The following is a 22,002-nucleotide window of genomic DNA, read 5'->3' as shown; positions in this document are numbered from 1 at the left end:
CCCGGATTAAACTGAAGCGCCTTTATCCGTCAATTAATTTTTGACAGACTACTAGTAACGCAGCGGCACTTTCTCCAAGGGTGAGATTGACGAACAGGTAAGTGGGTTTGTCTGGAATAGCGACGGAAATAACACAGCCATGACTGCACGCCCATAAGCAGCCTACTGGTTGAATTTCAATTTCTTCATCTGGTAATTTTTCGGTGCATAAAGTGTTGATTTGATCAAGTAAATTGTAGTGTGACAAGGTTTATTTTCTGATTGTTTCTCAGATAAAAGTTGGCATGATTACGAACTAATCAGGTGTGTTTAGATGTGATTTTAGAGGTTATTCACTAGATATTTAAATAAGTCATCAATGACAGTATCGGCAGCTAGTAGATTTCTTGATGATTCCCAGTTAGTAGATTCAACAAAATAAATATGATTTTGTTGAAATGCTTTCAGCTTTTTCCACAGCGGTTTTTTCTTGAGAATACTTAAGTTGTGTTTACCATCATGGTCTGCAATAAACATCACATCGCCATCAGCCATTTCTAAAGTTTCTTCAGAGAGACTAAAAGACCCATCTGAGGGAACTTTTTGTGATTCTGGACGATTTAATCCAACATCACTCAATATAGAACCAATAAATGAATTTTCTCCCACACTGTAAATCGTACCAGCATTAAATACGATGACAGAAATTGTTTTATTCTTATAGCGATTGCCTATTGCGCTTTTTAGTTGTTCAATGCGCTGATAGTAATTTTGCCAAAGTTGCTGGCCAATATCTTCTCTGCCTAGCACTTTCGCTATAAAATTAAAATACTCTTTCCAATTATCTGGATGGTTGATATTAACTACCCAATCGTATAAAGTTGTCGGTGCAATATAAGACAGTTGAGAATAGGTTGACTGTTCATTATGTTTCCAGCCAATAATAATATCAGGCTTAAGTAAGGCAATACTTTCTAAGTTAGGCTCTCCCCAAGTACCTAAAAACTTGATTCCCTCAATTTTGTCTTGAAGATAAGGCGGCAACTGATTAATTGCTTCAGTAGCACTTCCAGTAGGTTGAATGCCAAGCGCGATCGCATTGCCCAAGGCAGCAGGGTTTAAAGTTACAATCCGTTTTGGATGATTAGGAACGCAAATTTCTCCCATTGCATGTTGTACAATTCGACAATTTTTCGTTGTTTGGCTTTTTTCTGGCTGCGGTGTGTTGTGGTTACAGGCAGCGATCGCTAAAACCAACACTATTGTCAGAAAGAATGGTAAAAATTTATAATTACTCGAAATCTGTCGGGGTTGCCACAAGATATACAAACTAGAAAAGACAGTCTTGACAACCCAAACAAACTTAGCAAAAGGCAAAAGGCAAACGGCTTTAACAACAAGTAACAACCGCATAATTGTACTAATGGCTTTCTTTGTCATTGCAAGGGATTTTTTCTTTAACTAATATTCGGCGGGTTGTCTAAAAGACTGGTGTTGTGTACACGCAAATTACTTAACTGATGATCTACAGGAAAGAGTTAAAATTCCCAGCTAATAGAGCCGATAATTGTAAAAGGCGCACCTCTTCGTAAGAATGTTCTGCCATCGTCAGAGGTTCTAATATAGTCCGTATCAAATAGATTACGGATATTGATACCAGCTTTAAAACCATCTCTACGGTAGTAAATTGCCGCATCAGTACGCAAGTAATCGGGTATTTCAAAGGAGTTAGCTGAATCTCCCGATCGCGTACCCACATAAAATAGCCCCAAACCAAATCCCAAACCCTTCAAATCGCTATTTTGAAACTCATAGGTTGTCCAGAGACTAGCTTGATTTTCTGGCACACTTACCAATCGATTGCCTACAGGAATATCGTTATCTTCAGTTACTTCTGCATTAGTGTAAGCATAGGAAGCGATCGCCTTCCAGCCGGGTAAAATCTCCCCCGCAATATAGAGTCAAGTCCGTTCTATCACCTAATTTCCAAGCGATTGTTGGTGCGATTGTAGTCAGATTTGTATTGACAAAATCTTGAAAACTATCTGAGCTTTGATAGCTAGCGTTGAAGCGATAAAGCAAAGTTCTATCGGCATTTAAAGGCCCTGAAAAATCAATACTAGGCTGATAAAATGCCCTGTTCCCCACCTCAAATCCCAGCTGATAATAGGGTTCACTCAAGGGTTGTTTGGTGTTGGAGTTTAGACTAAACGGGCAACAAACCCAGAAAAATAGAGGGTGTGCTTGAACACAGACCCCCTATTAGCAGAACCTGAGAGAAGAACGACCAACTCTCATCTGCCAATATGAAACGTGCCTTATTAGAAGAATTTCGTCAAGCAGCGTACAGATATCTAGGTAGAGCGCATGACGCAACTTTTGAACTGACGGATGCAATATTACTGACTCGCAACGCCTACTGCTGACAATGAAGGGTAATCAATTCTACAGCCTTACTTTCTAGATACATCTGCTTCAGATAGCCTTGATAGGGACACTGGAGAATATGAGATAATACAACCCACATTTCCTGTGTGATTTCCCCTTGCTGGTAATAAGGCTGTAATTTATCGCCCATTAAGGCTTGACGCAGAGAAATTGGGATCTGTTCTAAGTCTTCATCGCCAAAACTGGAGAAAAATTCCTGCGGTTCGATTTCTAGATAAATGCGTGAAAATTTCTCTCCGGCTTTCCAATACTCAGTTTCTTTGATATCGCAATTACATTCAGAATAATATCTGCCTACTGATTCGTCAGTTTTATCTGTTAAACCGTGGCGTTCAATTCTCACTTTTCCTGAAAGAAAAAAGCTCAACCCAAAGCGATAATCATCGAAACTATCTCTCATCCACACAAGATCATCAATAAACTCTTCTTCGTGTATCCAAATAGATAATCCATTGCGTAACTTTGTCCAGCAGTGATAGGTATTACAGACATCGAGAATTTTCCCTTGGCGGATAGTTTCAACTCCCTTTGATTGAATGAAAAGTATACCCTTTTGCTCACTTTCTGCCTTTAGTTCTTGCCAATTTATATCTGTAAGAATTTTTGTCATGGTTTAATAATAATTAATGTCATTATCAAGCTAATATATGATCAGGGCTGAGGCACTTTTTGGAAGTTACCAGAACGACAAAAGCATACTAGATAGAATGCTCATGGTTGCTTACAGTCAGCTTGTTGGTAAATGATGATAGTCATAGCGATCGCCTTGGCAATCAACCAAATAATTAATTAAGAATAATTCTTAATTGTCTCATGAATTTAGCAGTAAGAACAGAAACTGAGTATAAAGTCACTTGTTCTCAAGTAATCCACTTTAATTTTTGATAGCTTGTATAGCTTTAATAAATAATTAAAAGTATAAAAATATACGTTTATAGAAACTTTTACCATCCGGCTTTTCAATTTCATGCAATATTCAAGTTCACAGATAAATCCGGCAGTCAATTCAAATGGGAAACCTACCCTAACTTTGGTAAAATTTCCGGTAACAAATGACCAGGAACTTTAGATAAAGCAAGATTTTGTCCTTGAATGCCTAATTCGCTGTGGAAAGCCCGAATTGTTTTCACCACATAAGTCAAAGTTGTTTGATAAGCCTCTGGTTGTTGGCTCAATCCGTTTAAAGCTTGTAAATGATTATTTAATGCTGCTTCTAGGTGTTGTGAACTAGTAGCTTTATTGCCACTAAAAGAACTATCTGTTACTAATTGAAAATGGGCTAATCCCAAGTTATTATGAGTAGCAAATAAATCAAAACTTAAAGGTATCCCACTCAATGAATGAGCCAGTGCAATGGCTTCGTCATAAGCGATAATAGACAATTTCAATAACTTTTGTCGTGCTTCTTTAGTTGTTTGGGATAAATTTGCTAAATGCCAGTAGGCGGTACCAAGATTATTTTGTGTAGCAGCACAAGCACTAGGAACCTGAGCGGGTGTACGATATTTTAAAGCTTCACAATAAACATTAATAGCTAGTTGCAGATGTTCAGATGGTTGTTCATATTGTGCTAAATTCCAGTAGGCAGTGCCGATATTGTTTTGAATCATGCCATATTTGAGCGGTTCCTGTTCGGGGTTGTAGTGCGCCAATGCTTGACTGTATGCTGCGATCGCCTGCTGCAAATGCTCTACTGGTTGTTCGTATTGGGCTAAATGCCAATAAGCAGTACCTAAATTATTCTGGCAAGCTGCATACTTTAAGGGTTCCATTTCCACAGTCCGATAGCGCAGCGCCTCACTGTAAGCTGATACTGCCTTTTGCCAGTTTTCCGATGGGTTAGCAAACCGAGCTAAATCACCGTAAGCTGTCCCCAGATTATTTTGCACCCGTGCATAAGTTTCTGATTGTTCTTGGGCAGAGATGATATTCAAAGCCAACTGATAAAATTCTATTCCCTGCTGGATGTAAGTTGGCCCATCTGCCGCATTGTGCGGTGTGCGGGACAACATCCAATAAAGTGTCCCCAAGTCATTTAAAATATCTGGTAGTTGGGGTGATGCTTCATCGTAGGCGATCGCCTCTTGATAAGCGAGAATTGCTACCATCAAGTTTTCTAAAGTTGACTGCCCTTGTTCAACCCGGAGGCGATATAAATTACCTAAGTGATGATACGCTGCTGCCAAATCCTCTTTAGAAGCTTTTTGTGCATGTAATTCTTCAATCTCTAATAGAACTTGCTGCGGTTGCCAATTATCTTCATCTTGAGAAATCTTGGTATTCAACGTTGCTATTACTAGCTCAGTTAGCTCCTTGCTAATATAAGACAACGACGATATTGATGGGCTATTATTTCTACTAGATTGACTACCAGTTGATTTCTCTGTCTTTGGTCTAGCCTGCAATGATTCTTCATTCACAGCCACAACTTCTTGCTGTTTCTCTAAAGAATGACCTGGTGTTTTCTCAGTGAAGTCAAAATCATCTCCAAATTTGAAGTCTGTTGCAGAGACATTTCTCATTTCTGCTTCCAGAACTGATTCATCCACAAAAGATTGCTCATTTCCTAAATCCAAACTTCTAGAACTAGCAGCACGTTCTGGATAACCTTGATTTTGTGTCGTAGGTGTAGGTTCTCCAGCAAAAACAAACACACCAGTCCGCCAACGCCAAAACTGTGGTACCGACTGCTGAATAGCTGATAACCAAGGCCGTGACACCCACAGCAACACACTAGAATCTAGGAACCGACCAGATTCTTGACTAGAAAAATTCTGATCACTTAAACGCAAATAGTGTAAAAACAAACGCTGTACTGCTACCGTTTGCTTAGTGAGTTGCTCCACACCGACAATTTGAAATGACGGTATCGGTAAAGGTCGTCCAGGTGTATCTTTAGATGCACCAACAATTGGTGGTGGATAGTTAGCCAACCACTGATTTATTTGCTCTATGGGATTAGGATCACTTAAATTTAACCTTAAGGTTACCAATCGCGGATAAGCAGGTGTACTAGTTTCATACCCATCGACAGGCTGATATAGCACCTGCCCAACTGGATAAGCCAAAGTAGAATGCAAACGAGCAGCTACTTGATTTCTCAAGTGTAAATCATCACTTACTGCCAAAAACAACTGTCGTCGTAAGCCCAGACTGAGGCAAAGTTTCAGACGGTGATATACTTGTCTGTTCCAAGTAAAATTATTGGAGTGTGGAGTATCATTCACGCTCATGGCGGCTAAATAGCCAAAACATACTACACATAAACTTTACAAGATGTATTCCGGTAGACGAAAAACTTAATTATGACAGTTAATTTGCTAAGGATGAATCCATCCTTTGAGGTTTGAACAATGTTTAAGTATATATTTATACTTGATATTTTTCTTTTATGATTCTAGCAAAAAACAAAAAACAAGGCTCCTACTAATCAGGGAACCTTTCTAGCTAAAAAATTAAATTTTATTAAACAGTTTATGTCTAACTGACATGAGAAACAGAGAAGGCAACAAAAATTAAGCCAGCAACTAAACCTGCACCAGCCAGCCCTAAGAAAATGTAGTTACGCTTTTGCTCGTTTGTAGGAGGTTCTGCTTGGTAAACTTTTGGTTCCTTGGCAAAATTGTTCAAAAGTCCGCCTTCTTCGTTTGTATAGGGCATGAATTAATTCCTTCACTATCTTCTTTAATTGAATTTATGTTACATAAACCCTATATTCTGCTCGCTTACTGAGAGACAAATCGTTACATTAGGGGCTGGGGATTAGGGAGTAGGGAGAAGAAGCAGAGGGGCAGAGAGCAGGGGGGAAAACTTCTAGCTATGACCAACATTTTCCCTATTGCCTTGTCCCCTTGTCCCCTTGTCCCCTCCCCACTCCCTAACTAGTAATCGTTCCAGTTAGTGGCGAACTAGCGCTAGCATAAGTTTTCAGGGGCATCCTACCGGCTAGATATGCTAAACGACCAGCTACTGCGGCCAAATTCATTGCCTGAGCCATTGCTGGTGCATTTTGGGCCAGGGCGATCGCGCTATTAATTAATAAGGCATCTGCACCTAATTCCATTGCTTGGGCTGCTTCTGATGGTGAACCAATTCCCGCATCTACTACCACTGGTATACCAGCATTTTCAATGATGATTTGAATATTGGCTGTTGTTTTTAGCCCTTGTCCGGAACCAATTGGCGATGCTAAAGGCATGACTGTCGCACAACCGACATCTTCTAATCGTTTAGCTAACATGGGGTCGGCATTGATGTAGGGCAATACGGCAAAACCTTCTTTTACTAGCTGTTCGGCAGCTTGTAGTGTGCCAATAGGATCGGGAAGTAAATATTTAGGGTCAGGTATTACTTCTAATTTGACAAAATTATTATCTTCTTGTCCCAATAGTTTTGCCATTTCTCGCCCCAAACGAGCCATGCGAATCGCTTCTTCTGCCGTTGCACAGCCGGCCGTATTGGGTAACATCCAAATTTTTGTCCAATCTAAGGCTTCAGCTAAACCTTCATGTCCAGCTGCTTTTGTTTGCACCCTGCGTACTGCCACGGTGACAATCTCGCAACCACTGGCAAGAATACTTTGCTGCATTTCGGCAATACTGCGATATTTGCCTGTTCCCGTCATTAAGCGGGATTGAAAGGTTTTACCAGCAATAGTCAGCGGTGAGTCGTCAATGAGTGGCAAGATTGCAGAACGGTGTCCGTTGGCAAAGTTGGCGGAGTGAGTCAGCATGGAGTTTTGGGTAGATGGCTGGGTATGAAAGCGCGAAACTTGGAAGTGAGATAAAATCGGGTCAAATTTTTGTTCGCAGATGCTATCAGCAATTAAGGCGGCAGTAACAGGTGCTAATAATATGCCATTGCGGTAATGCCCGGTAGCCAAGGTTAAATTTTGACAGTGACTAGGTCCAAGAATGGGTAACTCATCGGGGGTAGCTGGGCGAAATCCCCACCAAAATTCTTGAATGGGATAATTTTGTAATTGGGGATATAAACTAATGGCTTGTTGGAGTAAAGTTTGCATCCCTGCGGGGGTATTGTCGGGCGTAAAGCCCACATCCTCGCTAGTTGCCCCAATGATGATCGAGCGATCGCGCCTCGGTACGATGTAAATATTTTCCCCAAATAAAACCCGCCTTAAAGGCAACTCAGATGAAACTTCTGGTACCCGTACACGCAGCATTTGTCCCTTACGCGGACGTACGGGTAATGGTAGTAACTCATTTGACCAAGCACCTGTAGCTAAAACATAGTGGGCAGCACGCATTACCCCTATGTTGGTTTGGACACCAGCTACTTCTCCCTGTTGTTGTAAAAATCCTTCGACTGTAATCCCATCTTTAAGTTCTACCCCCAAAGACTCGGCGGCTGTCCGCAGTACCTCAGCTAAAGCGCGATTATCAACTTGTGCATCTTCGGGATACCACCAGCCACCAACTACTTCTTTTGCTAATCCTGGCTGATATTGATGAATTGCGACTTCATCTAACCAATATGCCGGGGAATGGCCAGATGGCGCGGAAATTATCTTGCTTTCTTGTTCTTGATAAACCGGTGTTAATATCCCACAAGGCCAATAACCAGTATTTAAACCTGTTAAATCTTCGAGTTTGCTTGTCCAATCTGGATATAAGGCACGCGATCGCCTGCACAAAACACGCATGGCTTCATCGGGAATGTTTTCGGCATCTGGTGCTAACATCCCAGCAGCAGCGTGGGTAGCGGCAGCCTGAAAATCACGGCAAAGCACGGTGACATTTGTCCCGCGCAATTTTAGTTCAATGGCGATCGCTAAACCAATAACGCCGCCACCAATAATTAAAACGTCACTAGTCATTAGTCATTTATCATTAGCTATTTATCATTAGTACATAACTAATAACGCATAACTCATAACTAACGACTAGCAACTTAAAACTATCCCGGTTTACCATAAAGCCCGGATAGGTTCTCTGTTTTGATTTGCTGTTCTGCTTGGTGTCGTGGTGCTTTGGGCGGTGGTAGTTCTGGTACCTGTTGTCGTTCCAGGGGTTGAGAACGAATCATTACTTTGAGCCACACTGCTTCTGTTATCAGGAGCAGAAAAACTATCTTGAGCAACGCCGCCTCTACCTGGGGTGGCTGTGCCATTTGTACTCCTGCTAGGGGCAGAACTATTAACATTAATATTCGCCGGCAGGACTCTGGAAGTTCTACCGCCGGGAGCATTATTGCTGGCAGTTTGTTGTTGACCCATAGGAAAATTAATGCCTAAGAGTGTACCCATTAAAATTGCCATGCCTCCGGCCATGAGAATTAGTGGCGTCCATCTACCCATCTTGTTTTTCTCCTTTTTTTAACCTAACCTTCTGGTGTCCATACGATTCGAGAACCTTGTCCCCAAAATTCTGCGAATTTTGTCACTTTTACATCACCTAGCACCTCAGTTTGACAAGCTAAACGTAAGTCTGTTGTAGGAGAATGAGGAGGAAGCGAGCGTCGTGTTTTGTCACGCCAATTCGCAGATGACACCTCACCTTCTACCTTGACTGCACAGGTACCACAACTGCCAATTCCCCGACAGTTTATTACCTTAGCACCGCCATTGTAGAGGTCAATACCATTTTGCTGCAAAATTACCCGTAAATTAGCTCCACGAACACACTCAATTGTCTTCCCTTGAGCTAGTACTTTGGGCATATTTTCATTATCAAACTGGCTTTTTGTTGTATATTGGCACATTGCCTTCAAAGTTGTCTCACAAGTCTTAGTCTTATGACCACACACCCTTCACCTCAACTTTGGCTTTATGACACCACGCTACGGGATGGCACTCAGCGCGAGGGGCTATCAGTTTCTATAGAAGATAAGTTACGCATTGCCCGTAGACTCGACCAACTAGGGATTCCCTTCATCGAAGGTGGTTGGCCTGGTGCCAATCCTAAGGATGTTCAGTTCTTCTGGCAACTGCAAGAAGATCCGCTTAAACAAGCCGAAATTGTGACATTTTGTTCAACTCGTCGCCCCAACACTCATGCCGCAGATGAGCCGATGCTACAGGCTATTTTGACTGCGGGTACTCGCTGGGTGACAGTTTTTGGCAAATCTTGGGATTTACATGTTAAAGAAGGTCTGAAGACGACTCTAGCAGAAAACCTGGCAATGATCCGTGATACTGTTGAGTATTTTTGTTCTCAAGGACGGCGGGTAATTTACGATGCTGAACACTGGTTTGATGGCTACAAGCACAATCCGGATTATGCTTTACAAACATTAGACGCGGCGATGGCATCTGGTGCTGAATGGCTAGTCCTCTGTGATACAAATGGTGGTACTTTACCCCATGAAGTTGGTCAAGTCGTGGAATCCGTCATTAGTCATGTGTCATTAGTTAATGGCCAACAACAAATACCCCAAATTGGTATTCACACACATAATGATTCTGATACCGCTGTGGCTAATGCTTTAGCTGCGGTCATGGCAGGGGCAAAAATGGTACAAGGGACAATTAATGGCTATGGTGAACGTTGTGGTAATGCTAACCTTTGTTCATTAGTTCCCAATTTACAACTTAAACTTGGTTACAGTTGTATCACAGAACACCAGCTAAATCAACTTACAGAAGCTAGTCGTTTCGTGAGTGAGGTGGTAAATCTTGCCCCTGATGAACATGCACCCTTTGTAGGACGTTCGGCTTTTGCTCATAAAGGTGGTATCCACGTCTCAGCCGTAGAACGGAATCCCCTGACATACGAACACATTCAACCAGAACAAGTCGGTAACCGTCGCCGCATTGTCATTTCCGAACAATCTGGACTAAGTAATGTGTTAGCAAAAGCTCGTACTTTCGGTATAGAACTAGATAAACAGACACCAGCCGCCAGACAGATTTTGCACCGCCTCAAAGAATTAGAAAGTGAAGGATATCAATTTGAGGCAGCAGAGGCCAGTTTTGCTTTATTAATGTACGAGGCTTTAGGTGGTCGTCAGCAGTTTTTTGAAGTTAAAGGCTTCCAAGTACATTGTGATTTAGTGGAAGGCAAAGAAACAAATAATGCCTTAGCCACCGTGAAAGTAGGGGTGAGTGGCAAAAATATTTTAGAAGCAGCAGAAGGAAACGGCCCAGTCGCCGCTTTAGATGCAGCCTTACGCAAAGCTTTAGTCAACTTTTACCCGCAAATTGCCACATTTGAGTTAACAGATTACAAAGTGCGGATTCTCGACGGACATGCAGGTACAGCAGCCAAAACCCGCGTACTAGTGGAATCAGGAAATGGTTCTCAACGCTGGACAACTGTAGGAGTCTCCCCCAACATCTTGGCAGCTTCTTATCAAGCAGTGGTAGAAGGCTTAGAATATGGTTTGTTATTACATGCTCAAGCAGAGGTAGCCGTGGAGAGTTCGAGATAGATGAGGAGGATGGGGAATGGAAGAGATAAGGAAGATGAGGAAGATACAAAACAAAGATATTGGTAATCACCGAAAGTCTTTCCCCCCTGCTCCCTGCTCCCTGCTCCCCTGCTTCTTCTTCCCAGTTCCCTAAGAAAACTCTTCCCAAGATTGAGTTAACAACTGACTCAGCCAACGCCGTTGTTGCTGGTCTAACACAGGGTCATCAGCTAGCACTTGAGCAGTTAATTCTTCTAAAGATTGTCCTTGTGAACGTACTAGTTTTATCACTCCGGCGATCGCAGCGGCGACTATTTCTTCATCAACTGGCTTTTGTTGTAGGGCAAAAATTTCTTGGGGACTGTCTGGGATGGGATAATTCATGTCGTGGTGTTAAAAAAATTCAAAATGAACAATAAACTTTGACAAACTATTAAAAATTCTTTACTCAATCTTTATTGAACCAATTAGGGCGGAGTCTAGCGTACTTTATGACTTTCTAAAATCTGTCTTAGTGAATAAATTTATCGGATTTGTCAGCAAAACATGATGAAAGAAATACTCTATTTAGAAGTTCCAACTCCAGATACGGCGGCTGTACTAAGTTGGCTAAAAACAGATTTTGAACCAAAAATTGGGGAAAAATTACTCACCCCAGACGGCTTTCGCCTGAAATTACCCACTGAAACTACAAATACTGACACAGCAATTTCCGACAAATTACCTAGTGAACTTTCTGTATTTGTCTGGTCAGTGCAGCGAACGACCTACGTAAAAGCGTTTCGTTGGTCAGAAAAACCTTTTCCCTCGGAAGGGCAAATCCTGCAACACTTGAGGACTGAAATCAGAAAGCAATTTCCCCATAACTACCCTGAACCTCCAGCTATTGATTCTCAACAGTCTATTTTTGAGGCACTAGCGCCTTATTACCCCCTAACTGTCAAATACTTCCAAAAAATGCCCAAGGGGGAATATGACCTCCAGCGTGCTTATTGGTGGGAACAAAGATGGCGCGAAGGTGTGCGTAATCCTCAACAACCCCGACAGGTGGTTTTCTCTCACAGTAAAACATCCCCATCATCCCCCACCTACGACCTGATTTATATCGGCGGTGCATTAGGGGTAATTCATGCGGCAGTCATGGCTCAAAGAGGCTATAAAGTCCTGCTGATTGAACGTCTGCCCTTTGGACGGATGAATCGAGAATGGAATATTTCTCGTGATGAACTACAGAGCTTAGTTAATTTGGGTTTGGTGACATCCGCCGAGTTGGAAACTGTCATTGTCCGAGAGTACAAAGATGGATTCAACAAATTTTTTGATGGCAATAATCCCCCTAAACTGCGATCGCCTATTCTCCACACACCCACGGTGTTGAATATAGCTTTAGACTCTGATAAATGGCTGCAAATGTGTGGGCAAAAGCTCAAAGATGCCGGTGGTGAAATTTGGGATGAAACAGAATTTATCCGTGCTGATATAGATAAATCACAAGTTGCGATTAAAGTCAAGCATTTGCCTAGTCAAAATGAGCAACAAGTTAGTGGGCGACTATTGGTAGATGCAATGGGAACAGCTTCCCCCATAGCTTGGCAATTAAATGGTGGCCGTGCCTTTGACAGTGTGTGTCCCACAGTGGGCGCAGTGGTTGAGGGGGGATTTGAGCCAGGAGTTTGGGATTCTCAATATGGAGATGTTCTCTATAGTCATGGCGATATTTCCCGGGGCCGACAATTGATTTGGGAATTATTCCCCGCAGCAGGTGAAGAACTGACAATTTATTTATTTCATTACCACGAAGTCAATGCCAAAAATCCCGGTTCTTTACTGGAAATGTACGAGGATTTTTTCACGATTTTGCCAGAGTATCGCCGCTGTGATCTAGATAAATTAATTTGGAAAAAGCCAACATTTGGTTATATTCCGGGGCATTTTAGTGTGGGAAGTAGCGATCGCACGGTGGCCTTTGATAGATTAATTGCCATTGGTGATGCTGCATCTCTTCAGTCGCCCCTTGTCTTTACTGGTTTTGGTTCCCTGGTGCGTAACTTAGAACGGTTGACAATACTTTTAGATACTGCTCTCAAACATAATTTGCTGAGTTTCCGCAATTTAAATCGCATTCGCGCCTACCAAAGCAACGTCTCTGTGACATGGCTATTTTCCAAAGGAATGATGGTACCCACTGGGAAATTTTTACCCCCCCAAAGGATTAATTCCATGCTCAATACCTTCTTTGGGCTATTAGCAGACGAACCCCCACACGTAGCAGATAACTTTATTAAAGATAGATGTGATTGGTTTACCTTTAACCGCCTCGCCCTCAAAGCAGCGCGCAAAAATCCGGCTTTACTGTTATGGATTTGGGAACTAGCTGGGTTTAAGGATTTAGTCAGATGGCTAGGTAATTATTTCAATTTCGGTTTTCACTCCTTAGCCAGTACTTTACTGAGTAGATGGTTTCCCCCCTTCCTACTGCGGAGCAAACCTTGGTTAGAAAACCGCTATCCAGCATTGTGGTTAAGATTATTAGTTATTAGCTACGCTATCACCACAGGTAAGCCGCGATCGCAAAATCCCTTAGCACAAATTAACTCAGACACCGTGCTGCAAAAATCTGAGGCGAGAATTCTCAATTAATTGGGGACTAGGGACTAGGTAAATTTTTATCTAGCCTCTAGCCTCTACTGATTATTCGGTCGAAAATTTGGTAGTTCCACCGAAGACAACGACTTACGCCCCTTGGGTGGACGTTGAGGATAAACTACGGGTGATGGTGATTGATTATCGTTGGCGTAGTCGTTAGCTAATTGTTGGGACAAATCAGTAGACGAAAATTCCACTTCAGACAATTGTGAAATTTCTGACAAATAGTTCTCTGGGGTTATATCTATGGCGTCACTACTTAAGCTGTCGTCATCCCAGCTATGAGAATTTGACTCGTTCACCGCTGAATGCAAGGAAGTTTGTGAATTACTTTCTGCTAAAGTTGTTTCGTCTTCTTCTTCGGCAGCAGAATTTATTTCTGGTGCTAATGTTTGAGATGGCTCATCATCTTCTAGGGTTGTGGCCCAAGTCTCCCATACAGGATCTTCAGTTTGATTGCTGTCTGCATTTTCGGGAGTTGGTGGTGGCGATGCAGGTACAGATGGGGGAGTGAAAAACATTTGAATGAGACTATCAATTTGCTGATCTAGATTTGGTGAACCAGCAGATGAAGGAATTTCTGGTTTTGTGAAAAAATCATCAATTTCGGAAGCAGTCGCCGATTGTGGGGGATTGGGTGTATCTTCCTTAACAGGCCAGTTCCACGGTGATGATGGATTAGTAGGAGGAGGATTATGACTGGTAGATGAAGGTGGTTTTGCAGATTGACCCCCAGGATAATTAATTTTATCAATAAAGGATTCTGGTTCTGCTGACCAAGGTCTAATGGGCTGCACATTAGGAAACAAAGACCGCGCTTTTCTGGAAAATCTTGTTTGGTGGTTGGTTGTTCCCTGGGAATTAGATGCTGTTTCGTCTGAAGAGTCACCGGGAGCGGGAGTTTCTAGGCATTTTTCCAGAGCCGCTTTGAATTGTAAGGTCTGGCGTTGTTGTCGCATTAACCTACTACGGAGTTCTCGACAAGTATTTTCTGATTGCAATGCCTGCTGAGACTGTTCGTTATAGTTAGTTTGCAGTAGCGCACATTCTCGCTCTAATTGGGCAAGACGCTGTTGACTAATTTGGAGTTGTGTTTTATAAGTTTCAATAAAGTTTTCTTGGCGTTGAACAGTTTGTACAGCCGTTTCTAATTCTTGAAAGAGGGATTTAATTTGGGCTTGGGCTGCGGCCAGTTCTTGGGTTTGTTGGTTGAGCATAGATTCAGCAACACTAGAGCGCCGTTTCTGCCACTGCAAGGCTTTTTCCGATTCGGCTAGGTTGTCTTTGAGATGTTCTACCTGCTCATACAATTCATTATTTGCAGCACGCAATTCTTCGTTTAATGTCAGTAATTTCTGAAATTCAGTATCAATAAGTATTTGTTGTTCTTTATTAGGTTCCACAACCCAATCCTGCTGAGTCGTATCTTTTGGCAAATGAGAATTTTGTGTATCTGGTGATTGCTCTGCTGCCGGCTGGAGAAGTGGCAATTGATTGTTTACCATGTTGTCAGGAGGCACAACTGAGTAAAAGGGACAGCTAGGCTGCTCCGGTTGTAGCGAATTATCAGAATTTAAGGATTCCATTACAGCCCGGTTGTTTGAGGTGTCAGGTTCATTCATCACTCTTGACCCACCCACTTAGAATGTTCAGCAGTGCTAAGTTTAGTAATACTTATCAATTGCGTCAGATCAGGGTTTATTCTATAAGCCAAGTTAAACTCTCTCCCAGCATGAGGTAGTCAATCATCAGCTTAGTTCTCCTCTTTTTTGATTGAGGCCTGATGCCGTTATAACATTATGAGCTTATCCCCCGTCAACCTGAGGAATAATGGGGGGTTATAGTTCAAATGCTACCAATGTACGGATTTTTCTACAGATGCCGAGAAAGTTTTTTATCTGGCTCGGCTTTGTTAAACAGTTATTTGGTAGTAGCTTCCTGAGATAAATTCACATTCTCAAGCAAGAATAGCGATGTATCTAATTTAGCAAATACTAGGCTTTTCCAGATAGTTAATATTTAATTCAGTTAACCAGAAAAATGTATTTTCTCCACTTCCTGTTGTCAAGGTAACCAACGGGGATGGAAACCAACTAATGGCAGTTTTTCTGGTTTGATGGCGCTGGAGGTGTCATCGGTGATGGGTAATAAAGGCATTAACCATAAGCTACTAGTAGCGATCGCCTCCCCATCTTCGGTTTTTAATTGGTCTGTAGTCAAAGGTATATCTGGATTTGTTTGTGGTACCACTTGGTCAAATAACAAACCCAAACCATCTGGTGCTAAACTCATTTGCACATTTCGCTGGTCAATTGGTAGTAACAGCAGTGGTTTTTGTTCTCCAGTGTTGACATCTATTGCTACTAAATAAGGCTGTTCTACATATTCTTCTGTGGGGATCAGCTGTGTCAGTAAGCAATACAGTGTGGGTGAGGCAGGATCAAATTGACAGTTAAGAATTGAGCCTGTGGTTTTTAATAGGGGTTTCTGAACGCCTTGGTTGGTCACCAAAAATAAATCTCTGGTGTAATCTGTATTAAATTTTACCATTGCGGCTTGGGAGCCATCTTTAGAGAAAGCCTGCACTAATCCAAATTGCGGGAGAAAATCTAGAGGTTCGTCGGCATCCTTTTGTAGTGGGAGGATAGCAGCTCCTTGACCTTGGGCTACTGCTACGGCTTTACTATCAGGGGTAATCATGAAGTCTCCCCCTGGTTGGCTTTTTAGCTGTTGCGGGGTGGGTCTTTCTCGGGAATTGTTGCTAGTGGTGGGCATAAACCATAAGCCAAAATCGCCGGGATTTTTTCTATTCCCTCGCTGAACTACAATTGTTTCCCCATCTGGCGATAAATCAAATTTGAGGTTTTGATAGTTTTTGTTATCTAAAACTAAGTCAATTTTACCTGCTGGTTCGGCGGGTGCTTGGGGTTGGGCGGCAATACCTGTTGTTACTGTATATAACTGCGCCGAAAGTAAATCTTGATTATTAGAAGTACGAGCCGAAAATAAAATTTTTTCACCATTAGGAAATGGTTTAAAGTCCATGACAATCAGGTCTTTGGGGGTGATGACCTTTTTGTTTTCTTCGGTGAGGTTGTAGAGAACTAACTGTCCACGGTTTTCGGCATCGGCACCTACGTACATAATGACGCGATCGCGGGTGTGGAAGTTACCTGTAAATGGTTGTATTATCCGATTTTTGCCTTCTTTTTCGGCAAATCGATCTCTGGCGTTTTGCAATTGCACTTCGTAATTTGTGCCATAGGGTGCGGGTGTGAGCAGTGTATAAACCATCCGCCGTCCTGCCCAACTAATTTTACCTGCTAGGGGTGGCTCAATTTTCAAGTTCTCCTCAACGCTTTTGACATCCATTGGGCGACTAAAGTTGAGGGTGAAGGAAACATCTTCGGCGCCAATTTGTTGATTTTGCCAGCTAAATTCTCGGACACGAGCTGCCACTACATCACCTTGCAATATGATGAATCCAATCAGCAGACTCAGTAGCAGCATCAGTGCGATCGCCACGCGATCTAGTGGTTGGATAAATGCTTTGGATGTAGTCATTTTTCAGTTATCAGGTATCTGTTATTTGTTGTTAGTTAATAGTTACTTGTTAACTAATAACTATAAGGATTCCGGGGTTGAGGAATTTCTTTAATCGAATTAGCCGCAATGGTCAGGTTGCGTTTACCTGCTAAAGTTTCTGTGGTCATTTCCCCTTCCACTTCTAGCCAAGTATCAGGAGGATAACGTTTTTGATTTTCTGTTAGTTTAACGGGTAATCCTACAGGATAAGCATCTGCTGCACAACAAGTAAGCACAAATCGCGCTAAGAATATATATTCTTCTCCTATGTCTGGTGGGTGAATGACAAATCCCTGGACTTTGGCTTTTTGACCTGTATATGAATCTGGTTCTGGATAAACGTTGAGTGTACGGGCCCAATCTACAAGCGATCGCTCTTCTGGGCGAATGGAAGGCCGAAAGGATTGGGGTTGAACCCGTCCACTTGATAGTAAATCGGTCACTCCTAGTTGTAGAGCAGTGTCGCTAGCAAAAACTCTGGGTGTAACCATTAAACCTAAAATTGCCACTGCCAATAATAAGGCACTACCCCAGCCTGGAGGAAATAAATTGAGATGCTGGACGTTGGCTGTAATCGCACGGCGGCGTTGTCGCCACACTTCTTGCATCTTCAACAAGCCAATCATTAGCAAGGCAATACCACAGACAATCACCAAGCCAAAGAAATTGGGGTGAATCAACAAGTACAACTTGCCAGTTAGCCAGTATTGCAGCATCAAAATGCCCCAAGTTGTAATTGCTAACGCATCCAGCCAGGGGAATAATAAATTTAAAATTTTACGTTTGGGATTTGGAATTGAAGTCATTGCTTATTTAGTCATTGGTCATTGGCTATTGGGATGCTCCTTACATTTCTCCCCATTACCCTAGAAGGGGCCCCGAGTTCCCCACTCAATAAGAGGCAGGGGGCAGGCTTCGCCGTGAGCGTCAGCCGTTAGCGTAGCTTCCCGAAGGGTATGGGGGAAAAGGAGCAGGGGGGAAAACCCATAAATAAATTTAGGGGCTGGAAACAAGGACGCATTATTTCTTGTGCTATGCATCTGGTTCGCGCAGCGTGCCGTAGGCATAATAAATATTTTTGCTTTTGTGCATAAACAAATTTAGGGGCTTGAAACCCTTTTTGCAGGCGAATTTCAGTATCTTTCTCCCCTGCCCCCTGCCTCTTCGGTCACTATTCCCAAAATCAAAGCACATACACGTTCATTAACAGGGACAACAAAAAGGTTAATTGCGCTGCTAAGGCAAATAAGTAAAATATTGTCTTGGGATTAAACACGGATAACATCAATCCCACGCTTTTGATGTCAACCATCGGGCCAAATACTAGAAAGGCCAATAAAGAACCACTACTAAAAGCTGAGGCAAAAGATAGGGCAAAGAATGAATCAACGGTGGAACAGACGGATACAACTGCCGCTAATATCAGCATGACCACAATTGAACTTACATGTCCTGCACCTAAACTCAGGATTAAATCACGAGGAGCAAATACCTGTACAGCCGCGGCGATCGCACTTCCTAAAATCATGACTCCGCCTAATTCTCGCAACTCCTGAACCACGTTATCCAGTACCAGGCGTAGTTTATCGACAACAGATTTACTAGGGGAGGCAGTCAAGGTATCTGCCTGTAATGAACTAGGATCTAAGCGTAGGGGTAATCCTGGCTTTCCTCCTAAAATATAAGTTCCCGATTTTAACCCCTTGGGGACTGCTGCTTCTGGTTGGGCTGCATATCGTCGGCCACGCCGTTTAGTTTCCGGTTTGGCTGGGGGGTTGAATTTGAGATAACGGGCGATCGCTGGCTGCACAATCGGATTGACGTCTTTTTGAAAACTGAAAACAACACCGATAATTACGGCGATTACTAGAGAAAATACGACGCGTAGAACTACTATTTCTGGCTGGTCTCTAAAGGCTATCCATGTTGCCCAAATCACAATCGGGTTAATTGTGGGTGCTGCTAGCAAGAAACCGATAGCCACGGGTGTGGGTACTCCCTGCATCAGCAACCGTCGCGCTACCGGGACATTACCGCACTCACACACCGGAAATAAAAAGCCAATCATACTGCCTGCTAAAGCACCCAGTAGGGGATTTGTGGGCATTTTTGCTACTAATTGGCGCTCATCAATAAAAATCAGCAGCACACTGGAGAATAAGACCCCAAACAGCAAAAAAGGCATCGCCTCGACTAGCAAACTCAGAAAAATAGTGAAACCATTGTTCAGTTGATTCATGGGTGTCGCAGTCAAAAGCGGTTTGAAGTTTTTAGGTTATGCCTAGTCATTCTATCGGAATGGGGATCAAAAGCACCTAAGGGTAACTTAATCTGATGGAAACCAAAAGTCTGTCTTTTGTTTCTAGTTACGTTGTAACTCTTGTCGGCAGAGGCGAGTTGTCGATTATTGTTTTTAATTATGTACATTTACTGACTATGACTATCCCTAAGATTGTAATATTTCCGAAATTGTTCCTAGTTTTGGGGAATTTAAGTATCTAGCTGCATGACGTTTGATTACTGAATGTTTATACTTGCTGTTAACTAGCTAGTGAGGATGTTATCTTCTAGAGATTTTCATACAAGGTTCACAGTCTTTAAACATTTGGGGATCGCTATTAGTGGCTAACAACTGTGGCTTTGGTGGTCTTTGGCAAAATCATATATGACCTTTGTGTTGATTTTCTACTATAAAAATTTCCAAACTGCAAGTCCAAGGGGGAAAAATCAAGTAAATGAGAATAAATATTTTCACATAAATTTGGCAAATGATTTAAAAATAGCGCAAAATTGCATATTTGCCACAGTTATCTAAATAGCAACTGCTGCTACCGTTAGTTAATTGTCATTAAACATTAAGCTGTTTATTTTGTTTTCCCTCTTGTTTTCAATTCAGCAGAAACTAGTAGGAGATAAAATATGAGCTTATTGCTTGTCAGTATTTGTAAATATCAGGGTATCCAGTGCCACAAGAATTTAGTTCCCTAATATTACCACCAGTGTTTTCTGCTGGTAGCGATCGTGATCTAGGATTGGAGTCAACAATCCAAGAGTTAGCAATGTACAACTTTCAGGTGGAGATTAGCTGTACGGTTCCAGAAATTGCTCATTATTTGGACAAATATCCACTACTTCCAGGCGCAATCTTGTTAGAACAGGAAGAGTTTACTGGTATGATTTCGCGGCGACGACTACTAGAATTTTCGATTCGCCCTTATGGAAAAGAGTTATTTGCTCAAGAATCTTTAGGTGTACTGTATAGCTATGCCAGGACAGCTATTTTGGTGCTACCCGAAACCACACCAATTTTAGCAGCTATGCAACATACATTGAGGCGATCGCCTGAACTTTTGGCAGAACCAATCGTAGTGCAAACAGCAGCTAATAGCTACAAATTATTAGATGTACACGACTTAAATATTGCTGCTTGGCAAATTCAGGGAATAGCAACTCAAGTGCGCTATGAACGCAGCCAAGCCCAAATGATTCAAAATGATAAAATGGCACGTTTAGGGCGTTTGGTAGATGGAGTAGCACACGAAATTTTAGACCCAGTGGGTTTTATTTGGGGTAATTTAACTTACGTTTCCCAATACAGTCAAGATTTACTCAAACTAATAGCTGCTTACGAGCAAAATTCACTTCGTCCTCTGGAGGAAATCGAAAATATTAAAGAAGAAATAGAATTTGATTTTCTAGAACCAGATTTATCCAAAGCACTTACTAGCATTCGCACTGGTGCAGAAAGATTAAAAAAACTTGTTACTGGGCTACAAAATTTCTGCCACATTGATGAAGTTCATCCCAAATCAGTAGATTTACACGCCTGTATAGATAATATTGTTCTACTAATTCAAAGCAGATTAAAAGGAGAAATTGCTATAATTAAAAATTATGGTAAATTGCCTCCAGTATCTTGTTTTATGGGACAATTAAACCAAGTATTGATGAATATTTTAAGCCAAGCTGTAGATGCTTTGCTGAATGAAGCTGCACGACAACAGTTTAATCAAGAATATACTCATAAAATTATTCATAAACCCCAAATTAAAATTAATACAGCGGTAATTTCCCTAGCAGCAATTACACCAAATGCGCCAGATTCTCGTTGGATTTCTGTGTGTATTGCTGATAATGGTCCGGGTATTTCCCAAGAATTTCAACAGCAAATTATAAATTCATTTTCTGTCGAAAAATTAACTGAGAAAGAAACCAGTTTAGCCATGAGTTACCGCATCATTACAGCCAGACATGGTGGTAAATTAAATTTCCGTTCACAGCTTGGTGTCGGTACTGAATTTGAAATATTATTACCCTTAGTTTAATATTTATTCCAATCCCCAACTTTTAACATAAGTTGGGGATATTTTTTTAGTCAATCTTGCTTATCTACAGGAACTAAAATATAAGCAGTGTGTGTATCAGGTTTGCTAACTGTCTCGCTAGTAGATGATTGGACATCAGACATTGCACTTTTAGCTATATTAATTGTACCTGTAATAGTGTCGGAAATACCTTGGTCTGCACCCTTGACGATTTCCACTGTATTTTGAACAGTATCGTTAACATCTACGGCTGTCTTCTTCACACTAACCACAGTATCTTTAACACTATCGTTAACATCTACGGCTGTACCCTTAACCGCACCACTAACATCTTTAACGGTATCATTAACACCTTCTGCTACTGTCTTTATTGCATCTCCTACACCTTTGACAGTTTGATTAAAATTATTCGTCGTACTCTTAATGACATTTCCCACAGCTTTGACACTCTGGTTAACTCTTTGGGCTGTATCTTTCATGGCTAAAGCCCCAGCCACAGCGCCTAAAGTTGCACCAATGAATGTTCCCCATACCACTTTACTAAATTCATTATTGGAGTCTTGATTTACTCGACCAATACCAGCGTTATTCGCCTGAACATCTTGATTGTCTTCAACTTGATCTGAAAACTGCTGGCTACCATTCATGATTA

General features: G+C 41.8%; 19 protein-coding genes. 3 read left to right on the top strand and 16 right to left on the bottom strand.

All coding sequences use genetic code 11. The features are described from left to right. Window positions 1-22: 22 nt before the first annotated feature. The 10 genes from ACM0OS_RS16205 to ACM0OS_RS16160 form a co-directional block, all read right to left on the bottom strand. Window positions 23-247, bottom strand: coding sequence for a DUF1636 domain-containing protein (locus ACM0OS_RS16205; protein ID WP_414544221.1), 225 nt, complete (start codon window positions 245-247; stop codon window positions 23-25). A gap of 74 nt (window positions 248-321) precedes the next feature. Continuing rightward, on the bottom strand, window positions 322-1,419 hold the full coding sequence (locus tag ACM0OS_RS16200; protein WP_414544220.1) for an ABC transporter substrate-binding protein: 1,098 nt from the start codon (window positions 1,417-1,419) through the stop codon (window positions 322-324). A 98-nt stretch (window positions 1,420-1,517) separates the two neighbouring features. After that, the gene (locus ACM0OS_RS16195) at window positions 1,518-1,853 is read right to left on the bottom strand and encodes a TonB-dependent receptor domain-containing protein (RefSeq protein ID WP_414544223.1); all 336 of its coding nucleotides are present in this window, start codon (window positions 1,851-1,853) and stop codon (window positions 1,518-1,520) included. Between the two features lie 25 nt (window positions 1,854-1,878). After that, window positions 1,879-2,160 (bottom strand): hypothetical protein, encoded by a 282-nt coding sequence (locus ACM0OS_RS16190; RefSeq protein ID WP_414544219.1) that lies wholly within the window; start codon window positions 2,158-2,160, stop codon window positions 1,879-1,881. 235 nt (window positions 2,161-2,395) lie between these two features. After that, window positions 2,396-3,037, bottom strand: coding sequence for a hypothetical protein (locus tag ACM0OS_RS16185; protein WP_414544218.1), 642 nt, complete (start codon window positions 3,035-3,037; stop codon window positions 2,396-2,398). A gap of 409 nt (window positions 3,038-3,446) precedes the next feature. Beyond that, window positions 3,447-5,660 (bottom strand): tetratricopeptide repeat protein, encoded by a 2,214-nt coding sequence (locus ACM0OS_RS16180; RefSeq protein ID WP_414544217.1) that lies wholly within the window; start codon window positions 5,658-5,660, stop codon window positions 3,447-3,449. Window positions 5,661-5,907: 247 nt separating this feature from the next. Then, on the bottom strand, window positions 5,908-6,087 hold the full coding sequence (psb34, locus tag ACM0OS_RS16175) for a photosystem II assembly protein Psb34 (RefSeq protein ID WP_414544216.1): 180 nt from the start codon (window positions 6,085-6,087) through the stop codon (window positions 5,908-5,910). Between the two features lie 217 nt (window positions 6,088-6,304). Beyond that, complete coding sequence (gene thiO / locus ACM0OS_RS16170; RefSeq protein ID WP_414544215.1) at window positions 6,305-8,263, bottom strand: glycine oxidase ThiO; 1,959 nt, start codon at window positions 8,261-8,263, stop codon at window positions 6,305-6,307. Between the two features lie 90 nt (window positions 8,264-8,353). Further along, complete coding sequence (locus ACM0OS_RS16165; RefSeq protein ID WP_414544214.1) at window positions 8,354-8,743, bottom strand: hypothetical protein; 390 nt, start codon at window positions 8,741-8,743, stop codon at window positions 8,354-8,356. 23 nt (window positions 8,744-8,766) lie between these two features. Further along, entirely contained in the window at window positions 8,767-9,105 is a 339-nt protein-coding gene (locus ACM0OS_RS16160; RefSeq protein WP_414544213.1) for a 2Fe-2S iron-sulfur cluster-binding protein, read from the bottom strand. Between the two features lie 75 nt (window positions 9,106-9,180). On the opposite strand from ACM0OS_RS16160, the gene cimA reads away from it, so the two are divergent. Beyond that, window positions 9,181-10,815, top strand: a complete 1,635-nt coding sequence (gene cimA / locus ACM0OS_RS16155) for a citramalate synthase (protein ID WP_414544212.1) — start codon at window positions 9,181-9,183, stop codon at window positions 10,813-10,815. Window positions 10,816-10,944: 129 nt separating this feature from the next. Here the strand turns inward: cimA and ACM0OS_RS16150 are convergent, their stop codons facing one another. Next, window positions 10,945-11,178: a hypothetical protein gene (locus ACM0OS_RS16150; RefSeq protein WP_414544211.1), complete on the bottom strand. Its 234-nt coding sequence runs from the start codon at window positions 11,176-11,178 to the stop codon at window positions 10,945-10,947. A 165-nt stretch (window positions 11,179-11,343) separates the two neighbouring features. On the opposite strand from ACM0OS_RS16150, the gene ACM0OS_RS16145 reads away from it, so the two are divergent. Continuing rightward, window positions 11,344-13,434, top strand: coding sequence for an NAD(P)/FAD-dependent oxidoreductase (locus tag ACM0OS_RS16145; RefSeq protein ID WP_414544222.1), 2,091 nt, complete (start codon window positions 11,344-11,346; stop codon window positions 13,432-13,434). Between the two features lie 44 nt (window positions 13,435-13,478). On the opposite strand, the gene ACM0OS_RS16140 is transcribed toward ACM0OS_RS16145, so the two are convergent. The 4 genes from ACM0OS_RS16140 to ACM0OS_RS16125 form a co-directional block, all read right to left on the bottom strand. After that, on the bottom strand, window positions 13,479-15,062 hold the full coding sequence (locus tag ACM0OS_RS16140) for a hypothetical protein (RefSeq protein WP_414544210.1): 1,584 nt from the start codon (window positions 15,060-15,062) through the stop codon (window positions 13,479-13,481). A gap of 442 nt (window positions 15,063-15,504) precedes the next feature. Beyond that, window positions 15,505-17,004 carry a hypothetical protein gene (locus tag ACM0OS_RS16135; RefSeq protein WP_414544209.1) on the bottom strand — a complete coding sequence of 500 codons (1,500 nt, stop codon included), beginning with the start codon at window positions 17,002-17,004 and terminating at the stop codon, window positions 15,505-15,507. Window positions 17,005-17,057: 53 nt separating this feature from the next. Next, the gene (locus ACM0OS_RS16130; protein ID WP_414544208.1) at window positions 17,058-17,831 is read right to left on the bottom strand and encodes a TIGR03943 family putative permease subunit; all 774 of its coding nucleotides are present in this window, start codon (window positions 17,829-17,831) and stop codon (window positions 17,058-17,060) included. Between the two features lie 377 nt (window positions 17,832-18,208). Further along, a complete protein-coding gene (locus ACM0OS_RS16125; RefSeq protein WP_414544207.1) occupies window positions 18,209-19,264 on the bottom strand; it encodes a permease in 1,056 nt (351 codons plus the stop codon). Window positions 19,265-19,988: 724 nt separating this feature from the next. On the opposite strand from ACM0OS_RS16125, the gene ACM0OS_RS16120 reads away from it, so the two are divergent. Continuing rightward, the gene (locus ACM0OS_RS16120; RefSeq protein ID WP_414544206.1) at window positions 19,989-21,350 is read left to right on the top strand and encodes a sensor histidine kinase; all 1,362 of its coding nucleotides are present in this window, start codon (window positions 19,989-19,991) and stop codon (window positions 21,348-21,350) included. Between the two features lie 50 nt (window positions 21,351-21,400). On the opposite strand, the gene ACM0OS_RS16115 is transcribed toward ACM0OS_RS16120, so the two are convergent. Continuing rightward, on the bottom strand, window positions 21,401-21,997 hold the full coding sequence (locus tag ACM0OS_RS16115) for a hypothetical protein (RefSeq protein WP_414544205.1): 597 nt from the start codon (window positions 21,995-21,997) through the stop codon (window positions 21,401-21,403). Between the last annotated feature and the right edge of the window lie 5 nt (window positions 21,998-22,002).

The sequence above is a fragment of the Nostoc sp. CCY0012 genome (assembly GCF_963920855.1).
Taxonomy (GTDB): Bacteria; Cyanobacteriota; Cyanobacteriia; order Cyanobacteriales; family Nostocaceae; genus Cyanocohniella.
Note: the sequence above shows the minus strand (reverse complement) of the source record. Positions and strands in the feature narration are given on the sequence as shown.